Below are 21,773 nucleotides of genomic sequence, written 5' to 3' on the forward strand. Positions count from 1 at the left end.
CCGTCCGGGCGTCAGCGGAGCAGGTCCCTGATCCTGGCGATGGCCGCTCCGGGCTCCGGGTCGTCCATGGCCCCCAGTTCACGCGCCGTCCGGGCGATCTCCTCGTACGGCGTGCCGTACGAGGAGATCCTGTCCGCGCCCCGCGCGAACAGCGCCGAGGCCCCGCGCCGGTTCCCCCGCTGGAGATGGGTGAGCCCGACACAGATCTGCGCCAGCCCCTGCCACAGCTCGCGCTCCCGCTCGGGAGAGTTCTTCCACCGGCCCTCAAGGACCTCGTGGGCGTGGAAGGGACGCTCCTCGCCGAGCAGCCTGTACGCCTCGGAGAGCGCCTCCCGCGCGCTGGGCGCGTAGTCGTCGGGGACGCGCTCGACCCCCTGGGCTCCGCGGGGCAGCGGGCGCCCGAGGGCGTCGCGGGGCCGCCCGCTGCGGGGTCTGCCCTCCGGGTCGCGGTCTCGCGAGATCATCGGCCGTCTCCCGTCGCGTCCGCCCTGTCCGTCGCGTCCGTCGCGTCCGTCGCGTCCGTCGCGTCCGTCGCGTCCGCCGTGTCCGTCGCGTGCCTCCGCGCCGCGGGCCGGGTGCGGTGCCGTACCGCCGGCCCGGCGTCGTTCCGCACCGCCGGCCGGGTGCCCGGCGGGGTCACCGGTCGGGCTCCGGATCGCCCAGCCAGGAGATGAGCTCGGCGTCGAACTCCTCGGGCCGCTCCTCGTGCGGGAAGTGGCCCGCGCCCTCGATCAGCCGCCACCGGTAGGGGGCGGTCACGTAGCGGCCGGAGCCCTGGGCGGTGCGGGGCAGCGCGTGCCCGTCGAGCGCGCCGTGGATCTGCAGCGTGGGCGAGCCGATCCCGCTCCGCATCATCCTGGCGTAACGGAGCCCGTCCGGGCGGAGCTGGGAGCGGGCGAACCAGCGGTGATACTCCAGCGCGCAGTGGGCGACGGTGGGAATGCGGAACACGTCGCGGTAGGTCTTCGCGACGTCCTCCTCCGGCCAGCCGGGGCCGGACCACTCGTCGAGTATCCGCCCGACCAGCGCGCCCTCCTTGGTGGTCAGGCGCCACTCGGGCAGAAAGGGCAGCTGGAAGCCCAGGGCGTACGCGCTCGCCCTGAGCTGGCCGAACGGGTCGGACAGCAGCGAGGAGCGGAGCCTGAGCGGGTGCGGGGCCGACACCGGGACCAGCCGCAGGACCGCCTTCGGGTCCCGCACGGCCATGGTCCAGGCCAGCAGCCCTCCCCAGTCGTGGCCGACGACGGTCGCGACGCTCTCGCCCAGCGCCCGGACCAGCCCGGCCGCGTCGCCCGCCAGCGTCGGCAGGTCGTAGCCGCGCGGTGGCTTGTCGCTGGCGCCGTACCCCCGCAGGTCGACGGCGACGGCGCGGTAGCCCGCGGCGGGAAGCGAGACGAGCTGGTGACGCCAGGTCCACCAGAACTGGGGAAAGCCGTGCAGCAACAGCACGAGCGGGCCCTCACCGGCCTCGACCACGTGGAACCTGGTGCCGCCCGCGTGGACGGAACGGTGGGTCCACGGGCCCTCAAGCCTGACCAGGGACTCGTCGGGATCGCTCACCGGGCCGGTCTCACCGGTTCGCGATGGGTGCCGACCTGGCCCGCGGTCGGCGGGGCGACCGCGGCGGTCGTGCCGGTGACCTCGGTCTCCCCGCTCTTGAGGTTCTTGAGCGAGCGCACGGTCCGCTTCATCCCGGCCAGGCCCTTGAGCCGCCGGACTCCGAGCAGGACCAGCAGGGCGGCCACGACCAGGTAGAACGCCGTGACGACCGCGAAGGCCAGCCACGTCCACACCCCCAGCGCGACCAGCCCGTAGGCGATGGCGAACGACGCCAGGATCAGGCACAGGTGGGCGATGAACGCGGCGGCGCCGAAGAGCCCGGCGGCCGTGCCCACGCGTTTGGCGTCGAACCTGAGCTCGGCCTTGGCCAGCTCGATCTCGGCGCGCACCAGGGTGGAGATGTGGTCGGTCGCGTTGGCGACCAGCGCGCCCAGCGACTCTTCCTGCGGTTCCGCGGCCAGCGGTTCCGCGGACGGATTGTGTGTCATGACGATCTCCTATCGAGCGCAGGTCTCAAACATCATCCTGTGCGTTGACGCGGTTACGCACGCGCACCCGGAGCAGGATCGCGGCCAGTAGCGAGGACACGACGCTCGCCGCGAGCACGCCGGTGGTCACCGCGTTCACCCGTCCCGGATCGTCGCTGTAGGCCAGGCCGGCGATGAGCAGGGACACGGTGAACCCGATTCCGGCCAGTATCGAGACGGCCGCCATGTCTCGCCAGTGCAACTCCTCCGACAGTTTCGCCAAGCCGAGCCGTACGGCCAGCCATGCCCCGCCGAAGACCCCGAGGAACTTGCCGACCACCAGGCCGACGACCACGCCGAGCACCACCCGGTCGGTGAAGATCGCGCCCAGGCTCTCGGAGCTGAGCGTGACCCCGGCGGACATGAACGCGAACACGGGCACCGCGAAGCCCGCGGACAGGGGCCGCAGGTAGTGGTCGGCCAGTTCGGCGGGGGACCTGTCCTCGCCGGGGTCGCTGTGCACGCGGGTCATCAGGCCGAGCGCCACGCCCGCGACGGTCGCGTGGACGCCGCTGATCTCGATGAGATACCAGGCGAGGAGGGCGAGCGGCAGGTATGTCCACAGGCCGCGGACCCGCCTGGCCTGCAGCAGGCCGTACAGGGCGATGACCGCGATCCCGGCCACGAGGGCCAGGACGTTCAGGTGCCGGGTGAAGAAGACGGCGATGACGCTGATCGCGCCGAGGTCGTCGACCACGGCGCTGGTCAGCAGGAAGGCGCGGAGCGCGGCGGGCATCGCGCTGGCTGTGACGGCCAGCACCGCCAGCGCGAAGGCGATGTCGGTCGCGGTGGGGATGGCCCAGCCCTGTCTGGCGCCCGGCGCTCCCCAGCTCACCGCCAGATAGATCAGCGCCGGAACGATCATTCCGGCGATCGCGGCGATGATGGGCAGCGCGGCCTTGCGGAGGTTGGACAGCTCGCCGTGGACGAACTCCTCCTTGACCTCGATCCCCGCCACGAAGAAGAAGATCGTGAGCAGGCCGTTCTGGACCCATTTGTAGAGCTCGAAGTCCAGGTGGAGGAAGGCGGGACCGAACGTCGCGTTGCGCAGCGCCTCGTAGGAGCCGCCGGAGACGTTGGCCCAGACCAGCGCGACGACCGTGGCGAGCAGCATGATGACGCCGCCGACAGTCTCGGTCCTGAGGGCCTCCGCGAGCTCGCGGGAGTAGCGGACAGTGGGCCTGAAGGGCCAGATCTCGACGACGCGGCGCATGCGACCTCCGGGATTACAGAGAAGGCCGGTTCCCTCCCTGGCCGACCAGACTTCCCGGCACACCTGATCACCAGCCTACATAGGCCCGCAAAAGGGATTTACAGTACCCTTCATCACGAAAAGGCGCGGATCTCCGTGGGGATCCGCGCCTCTCCCGCCGGTGGGCGGTCGTGCCGTGCCGAGTCTTGATCATGGCCTTGCCCCGGCCGGCCGGGCTCTGGTGGGCCGGGCCGGGCTCGAAGGTCTGTGTTTCCGCGGGCTCGTGCCTTGTGGGCCGTCCGCCCCGAGCCTGGGGTCAGGCCTAGTCCTCGTTCTTGGCGCTGGGCAGCTTCTCGGAGATGAGGTTCATCACCGTGCTGTCGGCCAGCGTGGTGACGTCGCCGACGCTGCGGTTCTCCGCCACGTCACGCAGCAGACGCCGCATGATCTTGCCGGAGCGGGTCTTCGGCAGCTCGGGGACGACCAGGATCTGGCGGGGCTTGGCGATCGGGCCCAGCGTCTTGGCCACGTGGTTGCGCAGCTCGGCCGCGATGTCGTCGCTCTCCTCCGCGTTGCCGCGCAGGATCACGAACGAGACGATCGCCTGGCCGGTGACCGGGTCGGTCGCGCCGACGACGGCGGCCTCGGCGACCTTCGGGTGCGAGACCAGGGCCGACTCGACCTCGGTGGTGGAGATGTTGTGGCCGGAGACGAGCATGACGTCGTCCACCCGGCCGAGCAGCCAGATGTCGCCGTCGTCGTCCCTCTTGGCGCCGTCGCCCGCGAAGTACATGCCCTCGAAGCGGGACCAGTAGGTGTCGATGTAACGCTGGTCGTCGCCCCAGATCGTGCGGAGCATGGAGGGCCACGGGTCGCGGATCGCGAGGTAGCCGCCTCCGCCGTTGCCGACGCTGTTGCCCTGGTCGTCGACCACGTCGGCGGTGATGCCGGGCAGGGGACGCATGGCCGCGCCCGGCTTGGCGCTCGTCACGCCGGGCAGCGGGCTGATCATGATGGCGCCGGTCTCCGTCTGCCACCAGGTGTCCACGACCGGGGTGCGGTTGCCGCCGATGTGCTCGCGGTACCAGACGTACGCCTCGGGGTTGATCGGCTCACCGACGCTGCCCAGGACGCGCAGGGACGACATGTCGTACTTGGCGGGGATGTCGTCGCCCCACTTCATGAAGGTGCGGATCGCCGTCGGCGCGGTGTAGAGGATCGTGACACCGTACTTCTGCACGACCTCCCAGAACCGGCCGCGGTGCGGGGTGTCCGGGGTGCCCTCGTAGATGACGCTGGTGGCGCCGTTGGCGAGCGGGCCGTACACGATGTAGGAGTGACCGGTCACCCAGCCGATGTCGGCGGTGCACCAGTAGACGTCGGTCTCCGGCTTCAGGTCGAACACCGCGTGGTGGGTGTAGGCGGCCTGGGTCAGGTAACCGCCCGTGGTGTGCAGGATGCCCTTGGGCCTGCCGGTCGTGCCGCTGGTGTAAAGGATGTACAGCGGGTGCTCGGCGTCGTGCGGCTGCGCCTCGTGGGTCTCGGACTGCCGGTCGACGAGGTCGTGCCACCAGATGTCCTTGTCCGTCTGGGCGACCTCCTGGCCGGTCCTCCTGACGACCAGGACGTGCTCGATGCCGGGGCACTCCTCGACGGCCTCGTCCACGGTCGGCTTGAGCGCGCTGGGCGCGCCGCGGCGGTAACCGCCGTCGGCGGTGACCACGACCTTGGCGTCCGCGTCCTTGATCCTGCCGCTGAGGGCGCTGGCGGAGAACCCGCCGAACACCACGGAGTGGATCGCGCCGATGCGGGCGCAGGCGAGCATCGTGATCGGCAGCTCGGGGATCATCGGCAGGTAGACGGCGACCCGGTCACCCTTGCCGACACCCAGCTCCTGCAGGGCGTTGGCCGCCTTGGAGACCTCGCGCTGCAGGTCGGCGTAGGTGATGGTACGGCTGTCGCCCTCGGGCTCGCCCTCCCAGTGGTAGGCGACCTTGTCGCCACGACCGGCTTCGACGTGGCGGTCGACACAGTTGTAGGCGATGTTCAGCTCTCCGCCGACGAACCACTTGGCGAAGGGCGGGTTCCACTCAAGGGTGGTGTCCCAGCGCTTGGACCAGGTCAGCCGGTCGGCCTGCTTCTCCCAGAACGCCAGACGGTCCTGCTGGGCCTCGGCGTAGGCGTCGGCGGTCACGTTCGCGGCCGCGGCCAGGTCCGCAGGAGGGGCGAACCGCCGGGTCTCGTGCAACAGGTTCGACAGCGTCTCCTGGGTCTCACGCGACTCGGAACCAGGGGTCTCCGGGGCCACTACACACTCCTTATGTAACTACTGGTCTGACTCGTCGGCTCCCACTTCACCAGGCCAGAGGCGCCTGCGACAAGAGGTCTAGACTGGTCTGTACCAATCGGTGATAGCGGGCCATATGCTTCACAATCGTCTTAACGCCGGATAACATCCGGCGCGGAAACGTTGCTCTTTTGTCATCATAAGAATGTAGACGATGCTATTCCGGGTGCTTTGGTGGGGTGGCAGACCCGGGTGGCGATATGTCTTCGGCGGACGTCCCGAGCGCGGCGCGCGCCCCCTCGGGCCGGAAATCGACGATCGTTTTGGGCCCCCGGCGCGGGTGGGGCGTGGTCACGCAGCGCTGACGACGAGGACGCCGCCGATGCCGTAGGCGTCGCAGGTGCCGTAGGCGGCGTGCGGTCGAATCCGGCCTCGAGCGGCTCGCCCGCCCAGTCTCCGCGCAGGACCGCCCGCCCAGTCTCCGCGCAGGACGACGGGCAGGGGCGTGCGCTCGCAGCGCGGTACGGCGCCGGGTGACGCGGGCGCTCCCGAGGCGCCGGTGCCGGCCCCGCCCCAGTCTTCGGCCCGGCCCCCGGCCCTGATCGTGATCCGGCCACCGGCTCCGGACTCGGCTCCGATGCACCGGCTCGGGAAGCACCTGATCGAGCTGTCCGCGGCGGCGACCGGCGAGGCGGGTGACCTGGTCCTGACACCGGGGGAGACGGCGGTGCTCGAAGACGCGATCAAGCACCCTGACGGCTCCGTCACGGACATCCAGCGGCGCACGGGGTTCGCCCAGAGCCACGTGTCCGCCTCGGTGTCCCGGCTCAGGGAGCGCGGACTGGTCGAGACCGTCGCCGACCCGGGTGACGGACGGCGCACCCGCGTGCGGGTCACCGAGCACGCCCTGCGGGCGATCACCCGCCGCGGCGGCCGCCGTGTCGACGACGTCATCGACCGTGCCGTCGCGGACCCGTCCCAGGCGCGCCGTGTGACGGTCCTGCTGGACGAACCGGCCGCGCTCCTGCTGTGACGCCACATGGGGCCGAGGTGCCCGCGAGGTCCCTTCTACCGGCCGGTATGGTCGGGGAGCGTGAGCGACCCATTGGCTGTCATCGCTGAAATGCCCGGAGTGCCGGAGGCCGTAGCCGAAGCCCGTGAAGCCGTGGACCGGCTCTACAGGCACCGTGTGCTACGGCGCAAGAGCCCGGAGGTGTCGGCCAGGTCGGCCCTGCGCGGAGCCCGCGCGTCCGCCGCACTGGAGGGCGTGGACGTCCCGCTCGAGGCCATTCCCGAGGCCACCGACCCCGTCGTCCAGGGAGCGCTGCGCGTCTCGGCGGAGCTGGGACGGCTCGGCCCGACCTGGCGTACCGCCCCGCGTCAGGTGCTGGCCAGGCTGCACACCCTCGCCGCCGCCGGGCAGACCGACGACCTCGGCCGTCCCAGGACCTCGGCGACCGCTCCCGACCCTCTCGGCCTGGGCGAGGCCCCCGGCCCCGAGGAGACCGTGGCCAGGGTCGACGGGCTGGTCGACCTCGTCACGAAGCCGTCGAAGGCGCCCACGCTGGTGCTGGCCGCCATCGTGCACGCCGAACTGGCCGTGCTGCGGCCGTTCGGGACGGCGGACGGAGTGGTCGCGAGGGCGGCGGAACGGCTGACGCTGGTCGAGTTCGGCCTGGACCCGAAGTCCCTCGCGGCCGTGGAGCTCGGCCACCTCGAACTCGGTCCCGCCTACGCGGAGAGCCTGAAGGCCTACCTGAGCGGCACTCCCGACGGGGTGACGACGTGGGTGCGGCACTGCACCTCGGCGGTCGTCCTCGGCGTACGGGAGGCCACGGCGATCTGCGAGGCCATGCAACGCGGCTGAGCGCGAAGCCCGCGCCGGCGGGATCCCGGGCCCTCGTGAGGTGGGCGGCGTGCGGGCGAACGGCGTGAGAGCGGGTGATGTGGGGGTGATCCGGTGCGGGGCGAAAGGCGTGAGGGGGGCACCGGGCGAGCGGGTGGCGGAACGGCGTGGGGCGGCGCGGGATCGCGCGACCGATCTGAGACTCCCGAGCCGTGTGATGTCACACGGAACATGTGGTGTAATACGAGGTTGCTTCAGGCCAAGACAGGGTCACACATCGTCACCGCCTTCCATCGTGTTCGAGACCTCCACGGCCATGTTCGGGATGTTCACCGTGGCCGCGTTGGCTTGCGCCGGCGGCATTTCGCGGCTTCCGCCCGTCCGGGAGAGCACGGGACGCCGGTGCGGCGCGTGCAGTCATGCTCCTGACCCGGCGCCGACGACCGGCTTGAAGGGCGACGAACGTCCTGGTCACGGCGCTCGTGTGGGAGTGCGGGGCGCGTGGTCGCCAGGCGGGAGGCACACGCTCGCGCCATGTTCCGTTTCCGCCGTGCGCGGCCGTGGAGGGGCGCTCCGGGGGCCGGTGCGGTGAGCGGGGATCGCGGTCCTGATCGGCGCCGACGGCCGGTGTGCGACCTGACGGATGTTCACCGACACGGGGCCGAGGATTCGGGCGGAGTTCGTACGGCGGTCGCGCGTGAAACGCTCGGTGAGCGGCCGAGAGGCGTACCGTGACCACGCGGGTGCCGCGTCGGATCGCGAGACCTCGGGTGGTCCCATGAGGGACGGCTGATTACGGACATGTCCTTGACACAGCGGACGGCGCCCCTGGGATGGGGCGCCGTCGCCAGCACGGCGCCACCGGGTTACCAAGCGTGCACCTGATAATCGTCGAGATGGATCAAAGCCCATCCCGAACATGCCTCCCGCGGCTCGGCGGCACGTGGGTACCCGGCGGTCGTGCCCGGACAAGTGGTCCGTTCACCCTTTGTACGACGGATCCAGGCTGATGGGAACCCCTGACGCCAAGTCCTTTACAGATCGATGGACATTCGTGGACAAAACGCCCATGCACCCCATATCTCTGCATGGGTGATCAACTTCTCGTATCGGGACGCCGATCATGGTCACTCTGAGTGATCAAAAACGGGCCTATTAGGGACGTGCCTGATTGGCAGATCTGTGGATACACAATCGTTACCTTGAAAAAAACTAGCGGAAACTCGAGATTGCTCCTCGACGAAACTCAAGTGGATCGGGCAGCATGAGGTGGTATCTCCTCAAACGGGAGTGACTGCGCACGGGGCAACCAGGCAATCCCCTTGCCATGCCCTGATCAACCGTTGAAGGCTTTTTTCTGAAACGGGACCGGCTCTACCCCCCCAGAGCCGGACCGGTTGGCGACCCCCGCTCTCCCCCCCGGCGGGGGTCGCCACTTTTCTCCCGGCCTTTCTCGGAACCGCACGCCTCCCCGGAACACCCGCCCCCCGAAGCGCCCACCCGTCCCCGAAGACCAGTCGTCCCCCCGAAGCATCAGTCGTCTCTCGCGGCGCCGACTGCCTCTCGCGGCACCAACTGTCCCCCCGAAGCTCCAGTCGTCTCCCCGCGGTGCCGGCTGCCCCCTTGTGGCCGCTAGTGCGGCGACCGCCTACCTCCACCGTGTCCGTGACCTCCACCGTGCCCGTGACCGTCCGAGCCGCCGTGTTCGTGACCTCCACCGTGTTCGTGACCGTCCGGCGCCGGTACGGCGAGCGGTGGAGCGGAGCGGATCGGCGCCAATGAGCGGTGTCCGTCCCGGTGAACGTTCCCGGTCACAGCGTCGGCCGTCCCCGATGGCGTTAGCTGTCCCCGGCGTGTCTCCCCGAGGCGCCAGTCGTCTCTCGTGGCATCAGCCGTTCCCCCCGTGGTGTCGGCTGTTTCCCTTGTGGCCGCTAGTGCGGCGACCGCCTACCTCCACCGTGTTCGTGACCTCCACCGTGTCCGTGACCGTCCGAGTCACCGTGTTCGTGACCGTCCGCCGGCGCCGGTATGGCGAGTGGTGGAGCGGAGCGGATCGGCGCCAATGAGCGGTGTCCGTCCCGGTGAACGTTCCCGGTCACAGCGCTGGCCGTCCCCGGTGTGTCTCCCCGAAGCTCCAGCCGTTCCGCGGGGCTGAGTTGTCCACAGGCTGTGCCGAACGTGCCCTGGTTGTCCACAGCACGGTGTTCGAGGGCTCCGAGGAGGTGGCTTCTCTCCGAAAGTGGGTCTCCCGCACTTCAGGGAGGCACCCATGGACCGCCCTCTGGTCATCACCGAGGATCTTGATCTGCTCGACGATCTCCTCCGCGTCGCCGCCGCCGCAGGAGCCGAGCTCGACGTCGCCCATGCGCCGGCACATGCCCGGCCCCACTGGAACCGGGCCCCGCTGGTCGTGGTCGGCGGCGACATGGCCGACGCCCTGGCCGCCACGGGCCCACCACCCAGACACCGCGTCATCCTGGTCACCCGCACGCCCGGCGACCCCGACACGTGGCGCAAGTGCGTGGCGGTCGGCGCTCAGGCCGTTCTGGAACTGCCCTCCGCCGAGCGGCAACTGGTCGACGAGTTCGCCGACGTCGTGGAGCCGGTGTCGAGGGCGGGGGCCGTGGTGTGTGTCGCGGGCGGCCGCGGCGGAGCCGGAGCCAGCGTCCTGGCCGCCTCACTGGCGCTGAGCGCCTCCCGGCGGCGCCTGCGCACCCTCCTGGTCGACGCCGACCCGCTCGGTGGAGGCCTAGACGTGCTTCTCGGGCAGGAGGAGGCGGGGGGAGCCCGCTGGGCCGACCTGGTCGCCCGTGAGGGAAGGATCAGCTTCACCGCCGAGAAACTTTCTTAGATAGACCCTTTCGATACAAGGCTGTGGCGAATCGGTTATAGAGCGAACAGGTGGCCCACCTGTTCGGCCCGCCCCGTCGGTCAGTGACCGGCGGGGCGTCGCCGTGTCAGCTCAGGCCGACCGGTTGGCCGTCAGAGCGCGCAACTCCCGGACGGCGGGTAAGGCGTGGGCCTTCTCTGGAAGTGTGGCCAGCGTGAGCCGAGCGGCTGACAAGCTATGACTATCTCGCCGTTCGGCAGAAAGCCCGCCAAGGGTCCGTAGGGCATACTGAACGCCTTGCTCCGGATCTGTGCGCGCTTGCGTGGCCGCGCGGTGTAGCTCGACCACGGCCGACATGATGTGTCCGGAGTCGTATGCCGCTCTGGCGGCATCTTGTGCCTCACCAGCTTGCCTATCGTCGCCTGCGAGGGTGTAGACCAGGCTACGGCTGTACCAATCAGGCCGGATGACGCCTGGGGTCTGCGCAGGCAGGCGCTCCAGCACGCTCTCAGCCTGGTTGAGAGCGATGATCGCTTCGCTGAGACGGCCTTTCATCGCGAGCACCTGGGCTTCCACACGGAGCGCAGAGAACAGCGTCAGGCTTGGTCGCTCACCTGCCAGACGGCGGGCTTCCTGAAGCAGTGGCAGAACGTCATCGCCGTCATAGCGCCGAATTGCCGCTTCCCAGCTTCGCAGCACGGACGCTTGCGCGATGTCCTGAGAAGCATCGGCCAGAGTGCGAGTGCGCTTCCACCACCGCCACGCTTCCCGCTTGTTGCCCAGGTCGTACCATGCTCCGGCGATCAAGGCGCTGTAGCGTGCGGCGGCATGGGCAAGATCCCGCTCAACGGCTTCCGGCTGGGCGCGATTAAGGTGGGGAGCAAGATCGGCGTAGTCCACGGCGAGAGCCGCAAGCACGACGGCGGGCGGGTCATAGTAAGACCGTTCGTTGTGTGCGTCGGCGGCGTCCTCCCAGTCGTCGATCATCTCCTGTGAGACGCTCGCCCCGGAGATGCGCGGGCCGTAGGTCTGCCAGGCGTCAGTCAGGGTGGCCAGCACGGGCGCCACCGCACCGCCGAAAGCGACGGTTGCGGCGTCTCGCATGAGTCGTCTGCGCTCCATGTCTTCGTCCTCATCCCGCTTTGAGGCTTTTGCCTCGACGGTACCCTTTCTTAGCCGGTTGCTATCGGCCATGGCGGCGTGGAATCCCAGGGAGATCAGCTTTCCTTCGGCGCCGAGAGCGGCATCCATCGCCTCAATCGCCTCGACCGGCGGGCGTTGGCCGCCGGACTCCCATCGGCTCACCATTGAGTAGGCCCAACTGATCAGCTCACCGAGCTGCCGTTGTGTCATCTGCCGCTGTTCTCGCCATTTTCTTATCGCGCGGCTGAACTCCTGCCACTCCTGCGATTCTGCGCCCATCGCCCTCGCCCTGGCCTGTTACACGGCTTACACGCTCTGTCTGTAACACGTCGTGTCTTGTCCTGCGCAACACGTGGCTTCAACTATGGCACCAGTAAGCGTCACGTAAAGCGGAACCCCGCAGGCGGACAGGCCATACGGGGTTCCTTGATCGCATGGAGGTGCGATCCATGGAAGATGCTAGGGCCACCGTGCCCACACCGACCATTCCGGGCTGGCGAGTGATCCTCAGTGACAAGGGCCGTCTGTGGGCCTCGCGGATCGTCCCGTTCACCGAGCCCGAGATGGGCGTCGGTGCGACGCGCACAGTCGATGCCGACACCCTTGACGAGTTGGCGGGCGAGGTCGAGCGCCAGGAGAGGGTAGCCGGACAGGTGGCCCCGTGATCGGGCGCCGTCGATCCCGGATGGGACGGCACCGCAACGGCCAGGCGCCCACGAACGTGTACCGGCGACTGTGGGACGGCCCGGCGCGTTCCGAAGCGGAACACCTCGACCGGACGTGGCAGGGGTGGAGCGTGCTCTACAGCCTCGGCGAGCGCCGGTTCTACGCCATCGCCGAGTGGTCGGTCTCCGAACCGCTGATCATCTCCGATGACACGGCCGAAGGGCTGCAAGAGCGGATGCTCCAGACAGAGGCGGACATCGCATGGCGGGCGTTTCCCGCGTCCCCGCCCCCGGACAGGCGCGACGGTGTCCACTCCCAGGCGTCCGCCGTCGCGCCGCTCCCCTCCCGCCGTCCTTACCGGGACGCGGCATAGACCGGCGCGACGGCGGGCGAGTGCCGTCCCCGCCGTCGCGCCTCCTTCGTGCGGCCCGGGAGGAGGGGGCTCGGGTCGCACACCCACGCGGTTCCCGTAGATCGGGGAAGGGGAACCGCTCGCGCGCCGGTCTCCCGCAACTGGCGCCCGGTGCCCGGCCGGATCTCGCCCCGGCCGGGCACCTTCCACGTTCACTACCTGGCATGAGAGCCGACCTTGACCGAACACGACCTTGAGGTGATCGCCCTACTGGGCGGCATGTATCCCAACTGGCGCTACCAGGTGGCCGATGCCCCGGGCGTGGCTCGGTGGTGGGCACACCGCTACCGGCCGATCACTGCTGCCCAGCACGCGGCCGGGGCGCGCAACTCCATCGGCCGCACCACCCCGGAACGTCTGGCCGCCGCAATCGGCCGACACGTCGAGATCCTCGACCGCGTCCGCCAGCAGTAGACCCCGGACGACTCGTGCCGACCATGCTCCGCGAGTCGTCCGGATCTTTCCTCACCTCTGACAGCAGGAGATCCCTTGTGGAAGGCACCACGATCACTGTTCCCGACGGCACCGCGACCATCGTTCCCGCCCCGGAACCGCTGCTGACTCCCAGCGAAGTCGCGCGCCTGTTCCGAGTCGATCCCAAGACCGTCACCCGGTGGGCGAAGGAGGGCAGGCTCGCCAGCATCCGCACCTTGGGCGGGCATCGACGATTCAAGGAAGGTGAGATCCGCGCACTGCTCAACGGCGGTTAGATCCTGACCGGCCAGCCCCGGGACCGCTCGCCGTTCGAGTGGTCCCCACTCACCGACGCGACCGGCTTTAGTTTCTAACGCTCCCGCTGCTCAGCTTCTGAGCAGCGGGAGCACGCTGCGTCTGGGCAGAAGCTGCCCACTGTGATTTCCCGCAAATCACCGTCACCCGCCGGGACGCCCCGGGGGCGCCCTCGACACGCCGGAACACCCCCGAACCCCTGACCCGCGCCCCCTCAATCTCGCACGCCGTCGAAAGTCGGGATCCGGCCGCCGGGCGAGATGCGGATTTCGGAGTTTCGCGGTCGCGTGAAATCGAGGGGGCGCGGGTCAGGATCCCTGCTCGCTCCGGCGTGCCGGGGGCGCCCCCTCGCCCCGGCCCGGGGCAAAGCCGGGGCGGTGGTACCTCGGAAAAAAATCAGGGGGGCACGGGTCAGGTGATCCCTGTCGTGATCACGTGGCCGGGGCGCCCCCCTTCGCCCGGGATCAGGTCCCGGTGTAAGGCGCGTGCCAGTTGCCGGGCTTGGCCACGGGTGGTTGTCCGTCGAGCTCATAGTGTTCGGCCTCTGACTCGAACGGGTCTTCACCACGGGCCAGCGCCTGACAGTCCACGCCGTAGCCAAGCACGGTGATCCCGTTGACCTCATACTTCCTGAGCACGTGATGTTCCTGTTCGCTTACGCCGTTCGGGTCGTTCGGACGGCTCAGCCGGTGGCGTGATCAGGGTCCACGCTCCACTGTCCGGGTCGTAGGTGGCCTGGCCGGTGCGCAGCCGCTCGGCGACCCACGCGGGAAGCCGCTCGCCAGGCACGAAGGTGACCGGTGTTCCGTCCTCCGGCCGTTCGGCCCGGATGTAGCCGGTCGCCAGCTCAGCGGATCGGACGGGCGCGGGCGCGGCTCGCTCGAACGCGACGCGGTCCACGCTGGCCTGTGCTGCCGCCGCGTCCGGGTCGTCCAGGTGCGCCATGGCGTCACGCTCCCTGAAGGGCACGGTAGACGGCGAAGGCTCGCGGCCGGGCCACCTGCACATCCCCTCGCCAGTGAGCGACGATGCCGATCTGGCCGTTCTCGGCGTAGCGCTCGGTCAGGGTCTGGATCGTGAAGTTCAGCCGCTGGCCGATGAGAAGCTGCCGCCAGTCGCCGGCGAACAGGTCGGTCGCCCGGCCGGCCATGGTGCCCTGTGTGTAAGACGGGATCTGGTTGGAGACGTAGCGCGGCACCTCGGCCACGGCCGACGGCACCGCCAGCGGCTGACCGTTGGAGTCGTAGGCGCGGGCGTACTGCCGGGCGGCCTTGCTGTTCCAGATGAGCCCGGTCGGTTCCTCGTTGAAGTCGCGCGCGGTGAAGATCGTGTCGATGACCTCGTTCCAGTACGCCCCGGCCGTCTGGGCGGTGCCGTTGGTCTGGCCACCGAGCACGCTCGTGGACGCCACGGCGTTGAGCGTGCCGAGCACGCCGCGCGGGTTCGGTGGGGTCGCCAGGCTGATGGATCCGGCGCCGCTGGTGATCGACCCATACAGCGCCACGAGGTCGAGCTGGAGCGCGACGGCAGAGGCGATGGCCTGAGTCACCACGTCGTCCACGTTGTTGGCGTCCTGGAACCACTCCATGCTGCCGACCACGAGCGCGCTCATGGTCTTGGAATCGAGCGTGACGTTGTCGAACGTCGGGTCGGATGCGGTGATCGTGGAACCCTCGGTGCGGAACGCTGCGGCCGGGTCGCCGGTCAACCGGCCCACCTGAACCTGCCGGGCGGGCATCGGCACGATCGTTGCCCCGGCCTGGAGCACGGCGGCCAGGTTGCGCGCCCGGTCAATGATGTTCCCTGCCCACACGGTCGGCACCACGGCGCTCCCCGAACTCGTGGTGATCGCCCTGACCAGGTTGCCGAGATCGCCGTGAGTTTCGATCACGGCCCGCTCGCTGCCCTCTTGGCGCTGGATCTGCTCCCGGACGACGTCGTGATCGGCGAAACGCTCGCCACTCGCCAGCGCGGCCGGGCGCCGGTCGTCGGTGCGGATCCACACCGGCTCACCCGGGTCACGCCGGGACGCACCCGGCAACCGGCCGTGGACGACGGGCTCGCCGTACCCGGTGCCACGCTCATACGACACGCGCCCACTACGAACGAGGGTCATCAATCGTTCGAGCTCGCCGAGCCGGGCGGTCTCCCGGTCGATCTCGGCGCCCTGTGCTTCGATGCGGGTGAGCAGGTCGCCATGCTCGGTCCGCTCGGTCTCGGTCAGGTCGCGCCGTTCCTGCTCGACCGCGTCCAGCATGGCGCGGGCGCTGGTCAGCGTGCGCTCACGCTCGGCGGTCAGGTCGGCAATCTTGCGGTGCTGGTCTTCCAGCGCGGGAAAAATGAGTTCGCGACTCATCGCGGGTCACCCTTTCTAGGCGTGGCGGCCTCCAACAGCGCCAGGCGGGCGCGGGCCACCGACAGATACGGCGTGACGAACTCGCCGGTGAGCTGGCCGCGAACCCCGGTGATCACGGCGCCCTCATAAGCGGGGAAGGCAACAAGGCTGATCTCGTTCAGCCGGACCTCGGTCCGGAGCACGGTGCCGTCCTGGGCGCGGTCGTGCCCGATCCCCCGGAACCCCACCGACAGGCCATCCAAGGCGCCGTCCCGGATCAGTTCCAGCGCTTCATCCCCGGCGCGCGTAGCCGAGATCCTCAGCTCGGCGTACAGCCCGGCCGGATCCTCCCTCAGCAGGGTCGCCCGGCCGATCGGAAACGCTCGGTGATCGTGCTGGGCAAGTACCTTCACCCTGGCCGGACCGCGCTCGGCGATCGTGCGAGTGAACGCGCCCCGCCGGAACTCCTCCCGGTACGGCCCGGCGCCGTCGTCCACCACGGTCGCGACACCGAACGGCACGGCAACACCGGTCACGGTCCGGCCGTCTCCGGCGATGGACAGATCAGCCGCGCGGAACGCGCGAATCAGATGATCATTCACAGCAGCCACCAACAGCAGAGGTCGTCACGGATGACGGCGACCTGTGGTGGCGCGTATCTGCGCTCCGGCAAGCGTCCGAACGCCAGCGGCGCGAATGCCGGGCCGGTGACGGGGCGCGTCGGTGGCCGGGCGGTCGAGCCGCATCGGGCGTCACTACCAGGATAGCCAGACTGATCACGATCGGTGTGCTCCCCTTCGGACGGGCAGGGGGGGCGGCCCCGGCACGTACCGGGACGGCCCGACTCCTGACCCGCGCCCCCGTGGTTTCTCTTCCGTACGGGTTCAGAAGATCTCGGCGACCTTTGAACCCCCGTCCCGTCGGCCAGGTGGCGGATGCGTTGCCCCGGGTACGGGGTCCCCGGGGAGAGAGAAAGGGAGACTGGGCGTGAGGGTCCCCCGCCGACCACAGACAGGAAACGATCGGCCCCCCTCACAGCAACGTCTCGGCCTGGCGCAGAGACGGCCTATGCAGACGCTCGGCGAGGTCGTCGAGCACGCTCGCCAGTTCGGTGGCCGTATCGGCGGCATCCGACAGCGGGCTGTCTCCCTCGACGTTGGCCTGGTCCTCGTGAAGGTCGGCGAGGTCGTCGGCGAGCCGGTCGGCGAGCGCGCGGGCCTGGCCGACCAGACGGCCGGTGTCGTCGGTCAGGGCGTCCAGGATCGCCGCGATGCCGGGCGAGATGACGGCCGGTGCGGTGGTGGTCATCGTTCGTTCCTCTCGGTGCTGTCTGCTCATGGCTTGATCTGGGCGACCGGCGGCCATGGGTCGTCGGTGACGTCGTCGGCTGGAGTGCTATTCGCTCTCGCCTCGCTGAGGTCCTGTCCTGTCCCGTCCCGTCCCGTCCCGGTGTTACGCGTAACAGGGGGCGTAACGGTGCGCAGACTCGCGGCTTGGGCGCATCGGTCGGGATCGCACAGGGAGTGATCGCCGTTGCGGTGCGCTCGCATCCGTTGCATCCGGATCTTGGACTTCTCGGCGTTGTCCCGGATAGATGGGGCGGGGATGTGCTCGGCGATCAACGGCAAGATCACAACGTCACCCTCTGGGCGCACCCATCCCGCCCCGGTGAGTTCGGCCAGGCATCCGTCAGGGTCGTCTACGTCGGAAGCCCGGCGCGCCCGGGTGAGCGGCATCCGGCCGTCCCATCTGCGCTGACGTGAGCACGCCTGAACCATCGCCAGGTAGTGCCAGCGCGCCGGGTAGGACACCCCGTCCCAGTCGGGACGCTCGGTGAACAGGTCGTCATAGCGCGTCCAGCTCATGCCGCATCGCCCCGCCGGTCGCGGTGCGAGATCACCACGAACTCATGGCGCGTCTGGGCGTAGGCGAGCACGTCGGCCATGCGAGACGCAGCGATCACCCATCCCCGGCCACGGCGCGACCAGCGGGGCGTGTCCGGCGAGACCAGCAGCGCGACCCGCCCCGCTTCCTCGCCCCGCACGAGCGCCAGGCCGTGAGCCTCATCCACCGTGACGAACAGCCACGGCCCCCGGCTCATGCGGCCATCTCCGACGGGTTGACGAACACCGTCCGCAACTCCCAATCGCCCCATCCCCGCGACCGGCAACGGCGCACCTCGGCGACCAGCTCGGCGCGGGACAGACCGAACGAGCACGGCCCGGGGCGGTCCGGCGGGTCGAGCGGATCACGGCGCCCGTCGGCCAGCGGAGGCAACCTCCGCGACGCGGCCCGGCGCCGGGTGAGCTGCTCCCGCACGTCAGGGCCGTACCGTAGCGTGGTGGTGTCGAAGTCGCCGCTCTCGACTTGGAAGGCCGCCTCTGCCCGGGGGCGGCCTTTCTCTCCGTCAGGCGGCATCGGGCGCGTCCTCGTGGTCCTGACTCGCCCCGGGTGAGAAGAGAAGCGCGCGGAGTCGTTCGATGTCCTCCGGCCGGAGCGGCGGCGCGGTCTCCACCAAGCGCCGGATGTAGTCCTCGGCACGTGCGGCCTTCAGGTCACAGCGGGCGCGCTCTTCGGCCTCTTGATCGCCGAGTTGTGTAGCGCGGGCCAGTCGGGCACGGGCATTGGTCCATGACGGTGCGGATTCCACAGAGTCCCCCCGGAACTCTCCGGACGGCGACCCGGGTCTCTCCTCCCGAGAGATGGCGGCCGCCGGTTGTGGCCCGCTCCCTGTGTCCCTCAGGGCAGGCCACCTCTGTCAACGGCGGGGGAGCCGTGAAACGGTGGACACCGTTGTTGCCTTCGCCTCCGCGCGAACCACGGGACCGGAAGGCCGTAGATCGATTATGGCTAAGTCGGGATAGCCATGCTGCGTAGGCCGAAATCCTTTGCCATCTTCTGGTGATCTTCGGTCGTTTCCCCTACCTCCGCATGGTTCAGACAGCAGAAAGGGTCACGCCTTCCGTCGTCGGCGTGACCCTTCGCACTCACCAAACGATCATTCGGCGCGTCGCCACACCAGCCGTTCGGCAACAGGAACGCGAGGACCGCGCGCCAGCGTGCGAGCGATCCGGACCTCACCCAGACGCTCAGGCGTGAGCAGGATCGCGGCGACCTTCCGGCGAGCCGAGACCGGCGCAGACTTCCAGCGCTCGACGACGTCGGCCCCCGGCTCCATGAGCGCGACCAGGTCCCCGGGCGTGGTCAACCCACGAAGGCGCGCCTCGGCGTCAGCGACCTTAGGCGTCAGGTCTTCGATCAGTCGGGCGAACATCAGAGCTTCGGCGACGGTCGTCGGGTTCCGTCCCTCCGCGTTTTGCAACTCCGTCCGAAGCTTCGCCAGTTCAGCCATGACCTCGGCGACCTCTGCCGAGTCATTGCGACTGACGAGTTCTTCGTAGACGTCGGGGCGTGCCAGATAGCCGAGAATGACGCCTTCGAGGATCTCGTCGACCTTGGGCTTGACGATCTTGACGCACCCCTTGTTCTCGCATAGATACTGGCCTCCCTTCAGTTTGTGGCTTACGGTGATCGGCCCCCCGCACACATCACACCGGATGGTCGTCGTGTACTCGTAACGCACGCTCCCCGGCCGCTGTGCGCGAGCCTGGTGGTTGGGTCCCGACAGGATCCGCTGCACGTCCCAGTACAGCGCGCGGTCAACGATCGGTTCCCAGATGCCTTCGATCAGCTCGCCCTTGTACAGGCGATACCCGGCGTAGACAGCCTTCGTCGCCATGTCACGGAGCTGTACCGCAGGGAACGGGCGCCCGTCGCGACGGACGATTCCACGCGCCTCGAAATCCCTCGCCAATGCCCTGAAGCTGTGCCCCTGACGAAGCCGGGTGAACAGTTCGACGATCACGGGCGCTTTCTCAGGGTCGGCCTCCCAAGTGATCAGGCGGCCAGTACGTGTGTCGTGCATCGGGCGAAGGCCGTACGGGCATATCCCATGCGGGCGGCCTTCGGCCGCGTTCGCGGCCATGTCGCGCCGGACACGAAGCGCAGACTTCCCGGATTCGTACTCCGCATCGTTTGCATCGTCGATCAAGGACCGCCGATCGCGGGGGTTGGCGGGATCGTAGGTCCGGCCATGCGAGGTCACATGGACCAGCTTTCCATGGTCCTCCAAGAGGTCGAGCATGGTTGCCCACTCTCCGACGCGGCGCGAGCCACGAGAGGACTCCCACAGAACGAGCACATCGGCGCCGAAACGACCGGCCCCCAGATCAGCCATGAGGACGGCGAACTCGTCTCGCGCCTTGCGCGCGTAGCGGGACGCGGACACGGCCTCAGCTTCGGCGTACGGCTCCAAGAGCGTGATGCCGTGCCGGTCGGCCGACCGGGCGTTGTCGTCGTGCTGCTGGGCAACCGACTTCATCCGGCCGGACCGGTCCTTGGACACTCGGAGGTACTCACGGCCGGTGAGCAGGAGCTTTTCGGTGAGAGGGAGCGTCGTTGTCATGCCTCGAAGGTACTCCTAGGAAAGTTTCTCGGCCCTACAGGCCGCTCTCCCGACCTTCGCGGAGCTCACGCTGCTCTCCTTCCACAGGGGCGAGGTCGAGGCCATTCCCGCGGAGGCGATGCGCTCGGTCCTCGAAGCCGGCAGGCGCGGCTTCGACCTGGTGGTCGTCGACCTGCCCCGGCACTGCGACCAGGCCGCCGTGGAGGCGCTCGGCAGGGCCACGACCACCCTGCTGGTGGTCACCGCCGATGTCCGAGGGGTGCTCGCGGCGGCCCAGGTGCTCGCCCGGTTACGCGAGCACACCGGTGAGGTGCAGGCCGTCGTGCGTGGAGGCGTTCTGGACGACGATGTCGTCACGGCCTCGCTCCGCGTGCCGTACGCGGGCAGCCTCCCTGACCAGCCCAGGCTCGCCGCCGCCCTCAACCGCGGAGATGTCCCTCCGCTCAGCGGACGGACCTCTCTCGGCCGTTTCTGCGTGTCGTTCCTGCACTCACTCGCCGGAGCCGAGACGTGAAGCAGTCCTCCTCCGCCGCCACGGCGGTCTCACCCGAGTTGGTGGAAGCGGTCCGGATACGTCTGGCCCGAGCCGGGGTCGAGCCCAGCGCCGCCCATGTCGCGGTCGCGCTCAGGGCGGAGCGCGCGGTGCTCGGCGACGCGGAGATCCTGGCGGTGGCCCGTGCGCTGTGTGCGGATCTGATCGGCGCCGGACCGCTGGAGCCGCTACTGGCCGAGGCCGAGGTCACCGACGTGCTCGTGAACGGCCCCGGCGAGGTGTGGGTCGACGACGGCCGTGGTCTGCGCCGCACCCCGATCGTCTTTCCCGGGGAGGACGTGGTCCGGCGGCTCGCCCAGCGCCTGGCCGCGGCCGCCGGCAGGCGCCTCGACGACGCGTGTCCCTACGTCGACGCCCGTCTCGCGGGAGGCGTGCGCCTTCACGCCATCCTGCCGCCCGTCGCCTCCGGTGGCACCTGCCTGTCCCTACGGCTCCCGCCGCGCCGCACCTTCACCCTCCCCGACCTTGTCCAGGCGGGCACGATCAGGGCCGACACCGTCCCCGTGCTCACCGCGGTGGTCCGGTCAAGACTCGCCTTCCTCGTCACCGGCGGCACGGGCACAGGTAAGACCACCCTGTTGTCGGCCCTGCTGTCCCTGGCCGATCCCGGCGACCGGCTGCTGCTCGTCGAGGACTCGGCCGAGCTGAGACCGCTGCACCCGCACGTGGTGCGGCTGGAGGCCCGTCCCGCCAATCTCGAAGGAGCCGGTGGCGTCTGCCTGCGCGACCTCGTGCGCCAGGCTCTGCGCATGCGTCCCGACCGTCTCGCCGTCGGCGAGGTCAGGGGCTCCGAGGTCGTGGACCTCCTGGCCGCACTCAACACCGGCCACGAGGGCGGCTGTGGCACCCTGCACGCCAACACCGCGGCCGATGTTCCGCCTCGCCTGGAGGCCCTGGCCTGTGCCGCGGGTCTCAGCCGGGAGGCGGTCCACAGCCAGATCGCAGCCGCGCTCGACGTCGTCATCCACCTCGTCCGCGATCACGGCGACGGACGCCGCCGGGTGGCCGAGATCTGCATGATGACCCGTCGCCCCTCAGGCCTGGTCGAGGCCGAACCCGCCCTCACCTTCTCCCCGGACGGCCACGTGACCACCGGCCCAGGCTTCCCCGCCCTGGCGGCCCGCACCCCGGACATCTCCGCTCAACGGCTCCCGCCCCGTCCCTCGGACAGCCCAGGGAGTCGTCCCGAGCCGCCCCGTGCCCTGGGCGTTTCCGCTCAACGGCTCCC

Annotated in this window: 24 protein-coding genes; 9 read left to right on the top strand and 15 right to left on the bottom strand. The window is 69.6% G+C overall.

All coding sequences use genetic code 11. The annotated features are described in order from the left end of the window. Window positions 1-11: 11 nt before the first annotated feature. The 5 genes from AB0N02_RS23665 to acs all read right to left on the bottom strand — a co-directional run bounded on the left by AB0N02_RS23665 (window position 12) and on the right by acs (window position 5,587). Window positions 12-464 (bottom strand): DUF309 domain-containing protein, encoded by a 453-nt coding sequence (locus AB0N02_RS23665; protein ID WP_363950264.1) that lies wholly within the window; start codon window positions 462-464, stop codon window positions 12-14. A 172-nt stretch (window positions 465-636) separates the two neighbouring features. After that, window positions 637-1,560, bottom strand: a complete 924-nt coding sequence (locus AB0N02_RS23670) for an alpha/beta hydrolase (protein WP_363950266.1) — start codon at window positions 1,558-1,560, stop codon at window positions 637-639. Further along, window positions 1,557-2,048, bottom strand: a complete 492-nt coding sequence (locus AB0N02_RS23675; protein ID WP_363950268.1) for a phage holin family protein — start codon at window positions 2,046-2,048, stop codon at window positions 1,557-1,559. The genes AB0N02_RS23670 and AB0N02_RS23675 overlap by 4 nt, the downstream gene beginning before the upstream one ends. A 25-nt stretch (window positions 2,049-2,073) precedes the next feature. Next, on the bottom strand, window positions 2,074-3,300 hold the full coding sequence (nhaA, locus tag AB0N02_RS23680) for a Na+/H+ antiporter NhaA (protein WP_363950271.1): 1,227 nt from the start codon (window positions 3,298-3,300) through the stop codon (window positions 2,074-2,076). A gap of 301 nt (window positions 3,301-3,601) precedes the next feature. Next, on the bottom strand, window positions 3,602-5,587 hold the full coding sequence (gene acs / locus AB0N02_RS23685; protein WP_363950273.1) for an acetate--CoA ligase: 1,986 nt from the start codon (window positions 5,585-5,587) through the stop codon (window positions 3,602-3,604). 484 nt (window positions 5,588-6,071) lie between these two features. Between acs and AB0N02_RS23690 the strand changes: the two genes are divergently transcribed. From AB0N02_RS23690 to ssd, 3 genes are all read left to right on the top strand, one after another. Then, window positions 6,072-6,599: a MarR family transcriptional regulator gene (locus AB0N02_RS23690; protein ID WP_363950276.1), complete on the top strand. Its 528-nt coding sequence runs from the start codon at window positions 6,072-6,074 to the stop codon at window positions 6,597-6,599. 60 nt (window positions 6,600-6,659) lie between these two features. Next, a complete protein-coding gene (locus AB0N02_RS23695) occupies window positions 6,660-7,433 on the top strand; it encodes an oxidoreductase (protein WP_363950278.1) in 774 nt (257 codons plus the stop codon). A 2,248-nt stretch (window positions 7,434-9,681) separates the two neighbouring features. Beyond that, entirely contained in the window at window positions 9,682-10,263 is a 582-nt protein-coding gene (ssd, locus tag AB0N02_RS23700; protein ID WP_363950281.1) for a septum site-determining protein Ssd, read from the top strand. Between the two features lie 111 nt (window positions 10,264-10,374). Here the strand turns inward: ssd and AB0N02_RS23705 are convergent, their stop codons facing one another. Further along, a complete protein-coding gene (locus tag AB0N02_RS23705; RefSeq protein WP_363950283.1) occupies window positions 10,375-11,664 on the bottom strand; it encodes a helix-turn-helix transcriptional regulator in 1,290 nt (429 codons plus the stop codon). Between the two features lie 170 nt (window positions 11,665-11,834). Between AB0N02_RS23705 and AB0N02_RS23710 the strand changes: the two genes are divergently transcribed. The 4 genes from AB0N02_RS23710 (at window position 11,835) to AB0N02_RS23725 (ending at window position 13,173) form a co-directional block, all read left to right on the top strand. Then, window positions 11,835-12,050 carry a hypothetical protein gene (locus tag AB0N02_RS23710; protein ID WP_363950286.1) on the top strand — a complete coding sequence of 72 codons (216 nt, stop codon included), beginning with the start codon at window positions 11,835-11,837 and terminating at the stop codon, window positions 12,048-12,050. Further along, complete coding sequence (locus tag AB0N02_RS23715; protein WP_363950288.1) at window positions 12,047-12,424, top strand: hypothetical protein; 378 nt, start codon at window positions 12,047-12,049, stop codon at window positions 12,422-12,424. Before AB0N02_RS23710 ends, AB0N02_RS23715 begins: the two co-directional genes overlap by 4 nt. Window positions 12,425-12,640: 216 nt before the next feature. Continuing rightward, window positions 12,641-12,877, top strand: a complete 237-nt coding sequence (locus AB0N02_RS23720) for a hypothetical protein (protein ID WP_363950290.1) — start codon at window positions 12,641-12,643, stop codon at window positions 12,875-12,877. Between the two features lie 119 nt (window positions 12,878-12,996). Next, the gene (locus AB0N02_RS23725; protein WP_363950752.1) at window positions 12,997-13,173 is read left to right on the top strand and encodes a BldC family transcriptional regulator; all 177 of its coding nucleotides are present in this window, start codon (window positions 12,997-12,999) and stop codon (window positions 13,171-13,173) included. Between the two features lie 483 nt (window positions 13,174-13,656). On the opposite strand, the gene AB0N02_RS23730 is transcribed toward AB0N02_RS23725, so the two are convergent. The 9 genes from AB0N02_RS23730 to AB0N02_RS23770 all read right to left on the bottom strand — a co-directional run bounded on the left by AB0N02_RS23730 (window position 13,657) and on the right by AB0N02_RS23770 (window position 19,992). Then, window positions 13,657-13,830 (bottom strand): hypothetical protein, encoded by a 174-nt coding sequence (locus AB0N02_RS23730; protein WP_363950292.1) that lies wholly within the window; start codon window positions 13,828-13,830, stop codon window positions 13,657-13,659. Further along, on the bottom strand, window positions 13,814-14,137 hold the full coding sequence (locus AB0N02_RS23735) for a hypothetical protein (RefSeq protein WP_363950294.1): 324 nt from the start codon (window positions 14,135-14,137) through the stop codon (window positions 13,814-13,816). Before AB0N02_RS23735 ends, AB0N02_RS23730 begins: the two co-directional genes overlap by 17 nt. Before the next feature lie 4 nt (window positions 14,138-14,141). Beyond that, entirely contained in the window at window positions 14,142-15,548 is a 1,407-nt protein-coding gene (locus AB0N02_RS23740) for a phage major capsid protein (RefSeq protein WP_363950296.1), read from the bottom strand. Continuing rightward, a complete protein-coding gene (locus AB0N02_RS23745) occupies window positions 15,545-16,129 on the bottom strand; it encodes an HK97 family phage prohead protease (RefSeq protein WP_363950298.1) in 585 nt (194 codons plus the stop codon). Before AB0N02_RS23745 ends, AB0N02_RS23740 begins: the two co-directional genes overlap by 4 nt. A gap of 430 nt (window positions 16,130-16,559) precedes the next feature. After that, window positions 16,560-16,835 carry a hypothetical protein gene (locus tag AB0N02_RS23750; protein WP_363950300.1) on the bottom strand — a complete coding sequence of 92 codons (276 nt, stop codon included), beginning with the start codon at window positions 16,833-16,835 and terminating at the stop codon, window positions 16,560-16,562. A 26-nt stretch (window positions 16,836-16,861) separates the two neighbouring features. Continuing rightward, entirely contained in the window at window positions 16,862-17,392 is a 531-nt protein-coding gene (locus tag AB0N02_RS23755) for a hypothetical protein (RefSeq protein ID WP_363950302.1), read from the bottom strand. Further along, a complete protein-coding gene (locus AB0N02_RS23760; RefSeq protein ID WP_363950304.1) occupies window positions 17,389-17,598 on the bottom strand; it encodes a hypothetical protein in 210 nt (69 codons plus the stop codon). Before AB0N02_RS23760 ends, AB0N02_RS23755 begins: the two co-directional genes overlap by 4 nt. A 26-nt stretch (window positions 17,599-17,624) precedes the next feature. After that, a complete protein-coding gene (locus AB0N02_RS23765; protein ID WP_363950306.1) occupies window positions 17,625-17,945 on the bottom strand; it encodes a hypothetical protein in 321 nt (106 codons plus the stop codon). 580 nt (window positions 17,946-18,525) lie between these two features. After that, complete coding sequence (locus AB0N02_RS23770) at window positions 18,526-19,992, bottom strand: recombinase family protein (RefSeq protein ID WP_363950308.1); 1,467 nt, start codon at window positions 19,990-19,992, stop codon at window positions 18,526-18,528. Window positions 19,993-20,110: 118 nt separating this feature from the next. On the opposite strand from AB0N02_RS23770, the gene AB0N02_RS23775 reads away from it, so the two are divergent. Both AB0N02_RS23775 and AB0N02_RS23780 read left to right on the top strand, forming a co-directional pair. Then, entirely contained in the window at window positions 20,111-20,506 is a 396-nt protein-coding gene (locus AB0N02_RS23775) for a hypothetical protein (RefSeq protein WP_363950310.1), read from the top strand. Further along, window positions 20,503-21,773: TadA family conjugal transfer-associated ATPase (locus AB0N02_RS23780; RefSeq protein ID WP_363950312.1), on the top strand; the 1,271-nt coding region annotated here is incomplete at its 3' end. The genes AB0N02_RS23775 and AB0N02_RS23780, both read left to right, overlap by 4 nt.

Origin of the sequence: Streptosporangium sp. NPDC051022, from assembly GCF_040683035.1 — a bacterium.
GTDB lineage: Bacteria > Actinomycetota > Actinomycetes > Streptosporangiales > Streptosporangiaceae > Streptosporangium.

Coding starts and splice junctions, on each gene's coding strand:
- AB0N02_RS23705 (WP_363950283.1), bottom strand. CDS start 11,664: ATGGGCGCAGAATCGCAGGAGTGGCAGGAGTTCAGCCGCGCGATAAGA.
- ssd (WP_363950281.1), top strand. CDS start 9,682: ATGGACCGCCCTCTGGTCATCACCGAGGATCTTGATCTGCTCGACGAT.
- AB0N02_RS23710 (WP_363950286.1), top strand. CDS start 11,835: ATGGAAGATGCTAGGGCCACCGTGCCCACACCGACCATTCCGGGCTGG.
- AB0N02_RS23735 (WP_363950294.1), bottom strand. CDS start 14,137: ATGGCGCACCTGGACGACCCGGACGCGGCGGCAGCACAGGCCAGCGTG.
- AB0N02_RS23765 (WP_363950306.1), bottom strand. CDS start 17,945: ATGCCGCCTGACGGAGAGAAAGGCCGCCCCCGGGCAGAGGCGGCCTTC.
- AB0N02_RS23775 (WP_363950310.1), top strand. CDS start 20,111: ATGCGCTCGGTCCTCGAAGCCGGCAGGCGCGGCTTCGACCTGGTGGTC.
- AB0N02_RS23770 (WP_363950308.1), bottom strand. CDS start 19,992: ATGACAACGACGCTCCCTCTCACCGAAAAGCTCCTGCTCACCGGCCGT.
- AB0N02_RS23740 (WP_363950296.1), bottom strand. CDS start 15,548: ATGAGTCGCGAACTCATTTTTCCCGCGCTGGAAGACCAGCACCGCAAG.
- AB0N02_RS23675 (WP_363950268.1), bottom strand. CDS start 2,048: ATGACACACAATCCGTCCGCGGAACCGCTGGCCGCGGAACCGCAGGAA.
- AB0N02_RS23665 (WP_363950264.1), bottom strand. CDS start 464: ATGATCTCGCGAGACCGCGACCCGGAGGGCAGACCCCGCAGCGGGCGG.
- AB0N02_RS23755 (WP_363950302.1), bottom strand. CDS start 17,392: ATGAGCTGGACGCGCTATGACGACCTGTTCACCGAGCGTCCCGACTGG.
- AB0N02_RS23750 (WP_363950300.1), bottom strand. CDS start 16,835: ATGACCACCACCGCACCGGCCGTCATCTCGCCCGGCATCGCGGCGATC.
- nhaA (WP_363950271.1), bottom strand. CDS start 3,300: ATGCGCCGCGTCGTCGAGATCTGGCCCTTCAGGCCCACTGTCCGCTAC.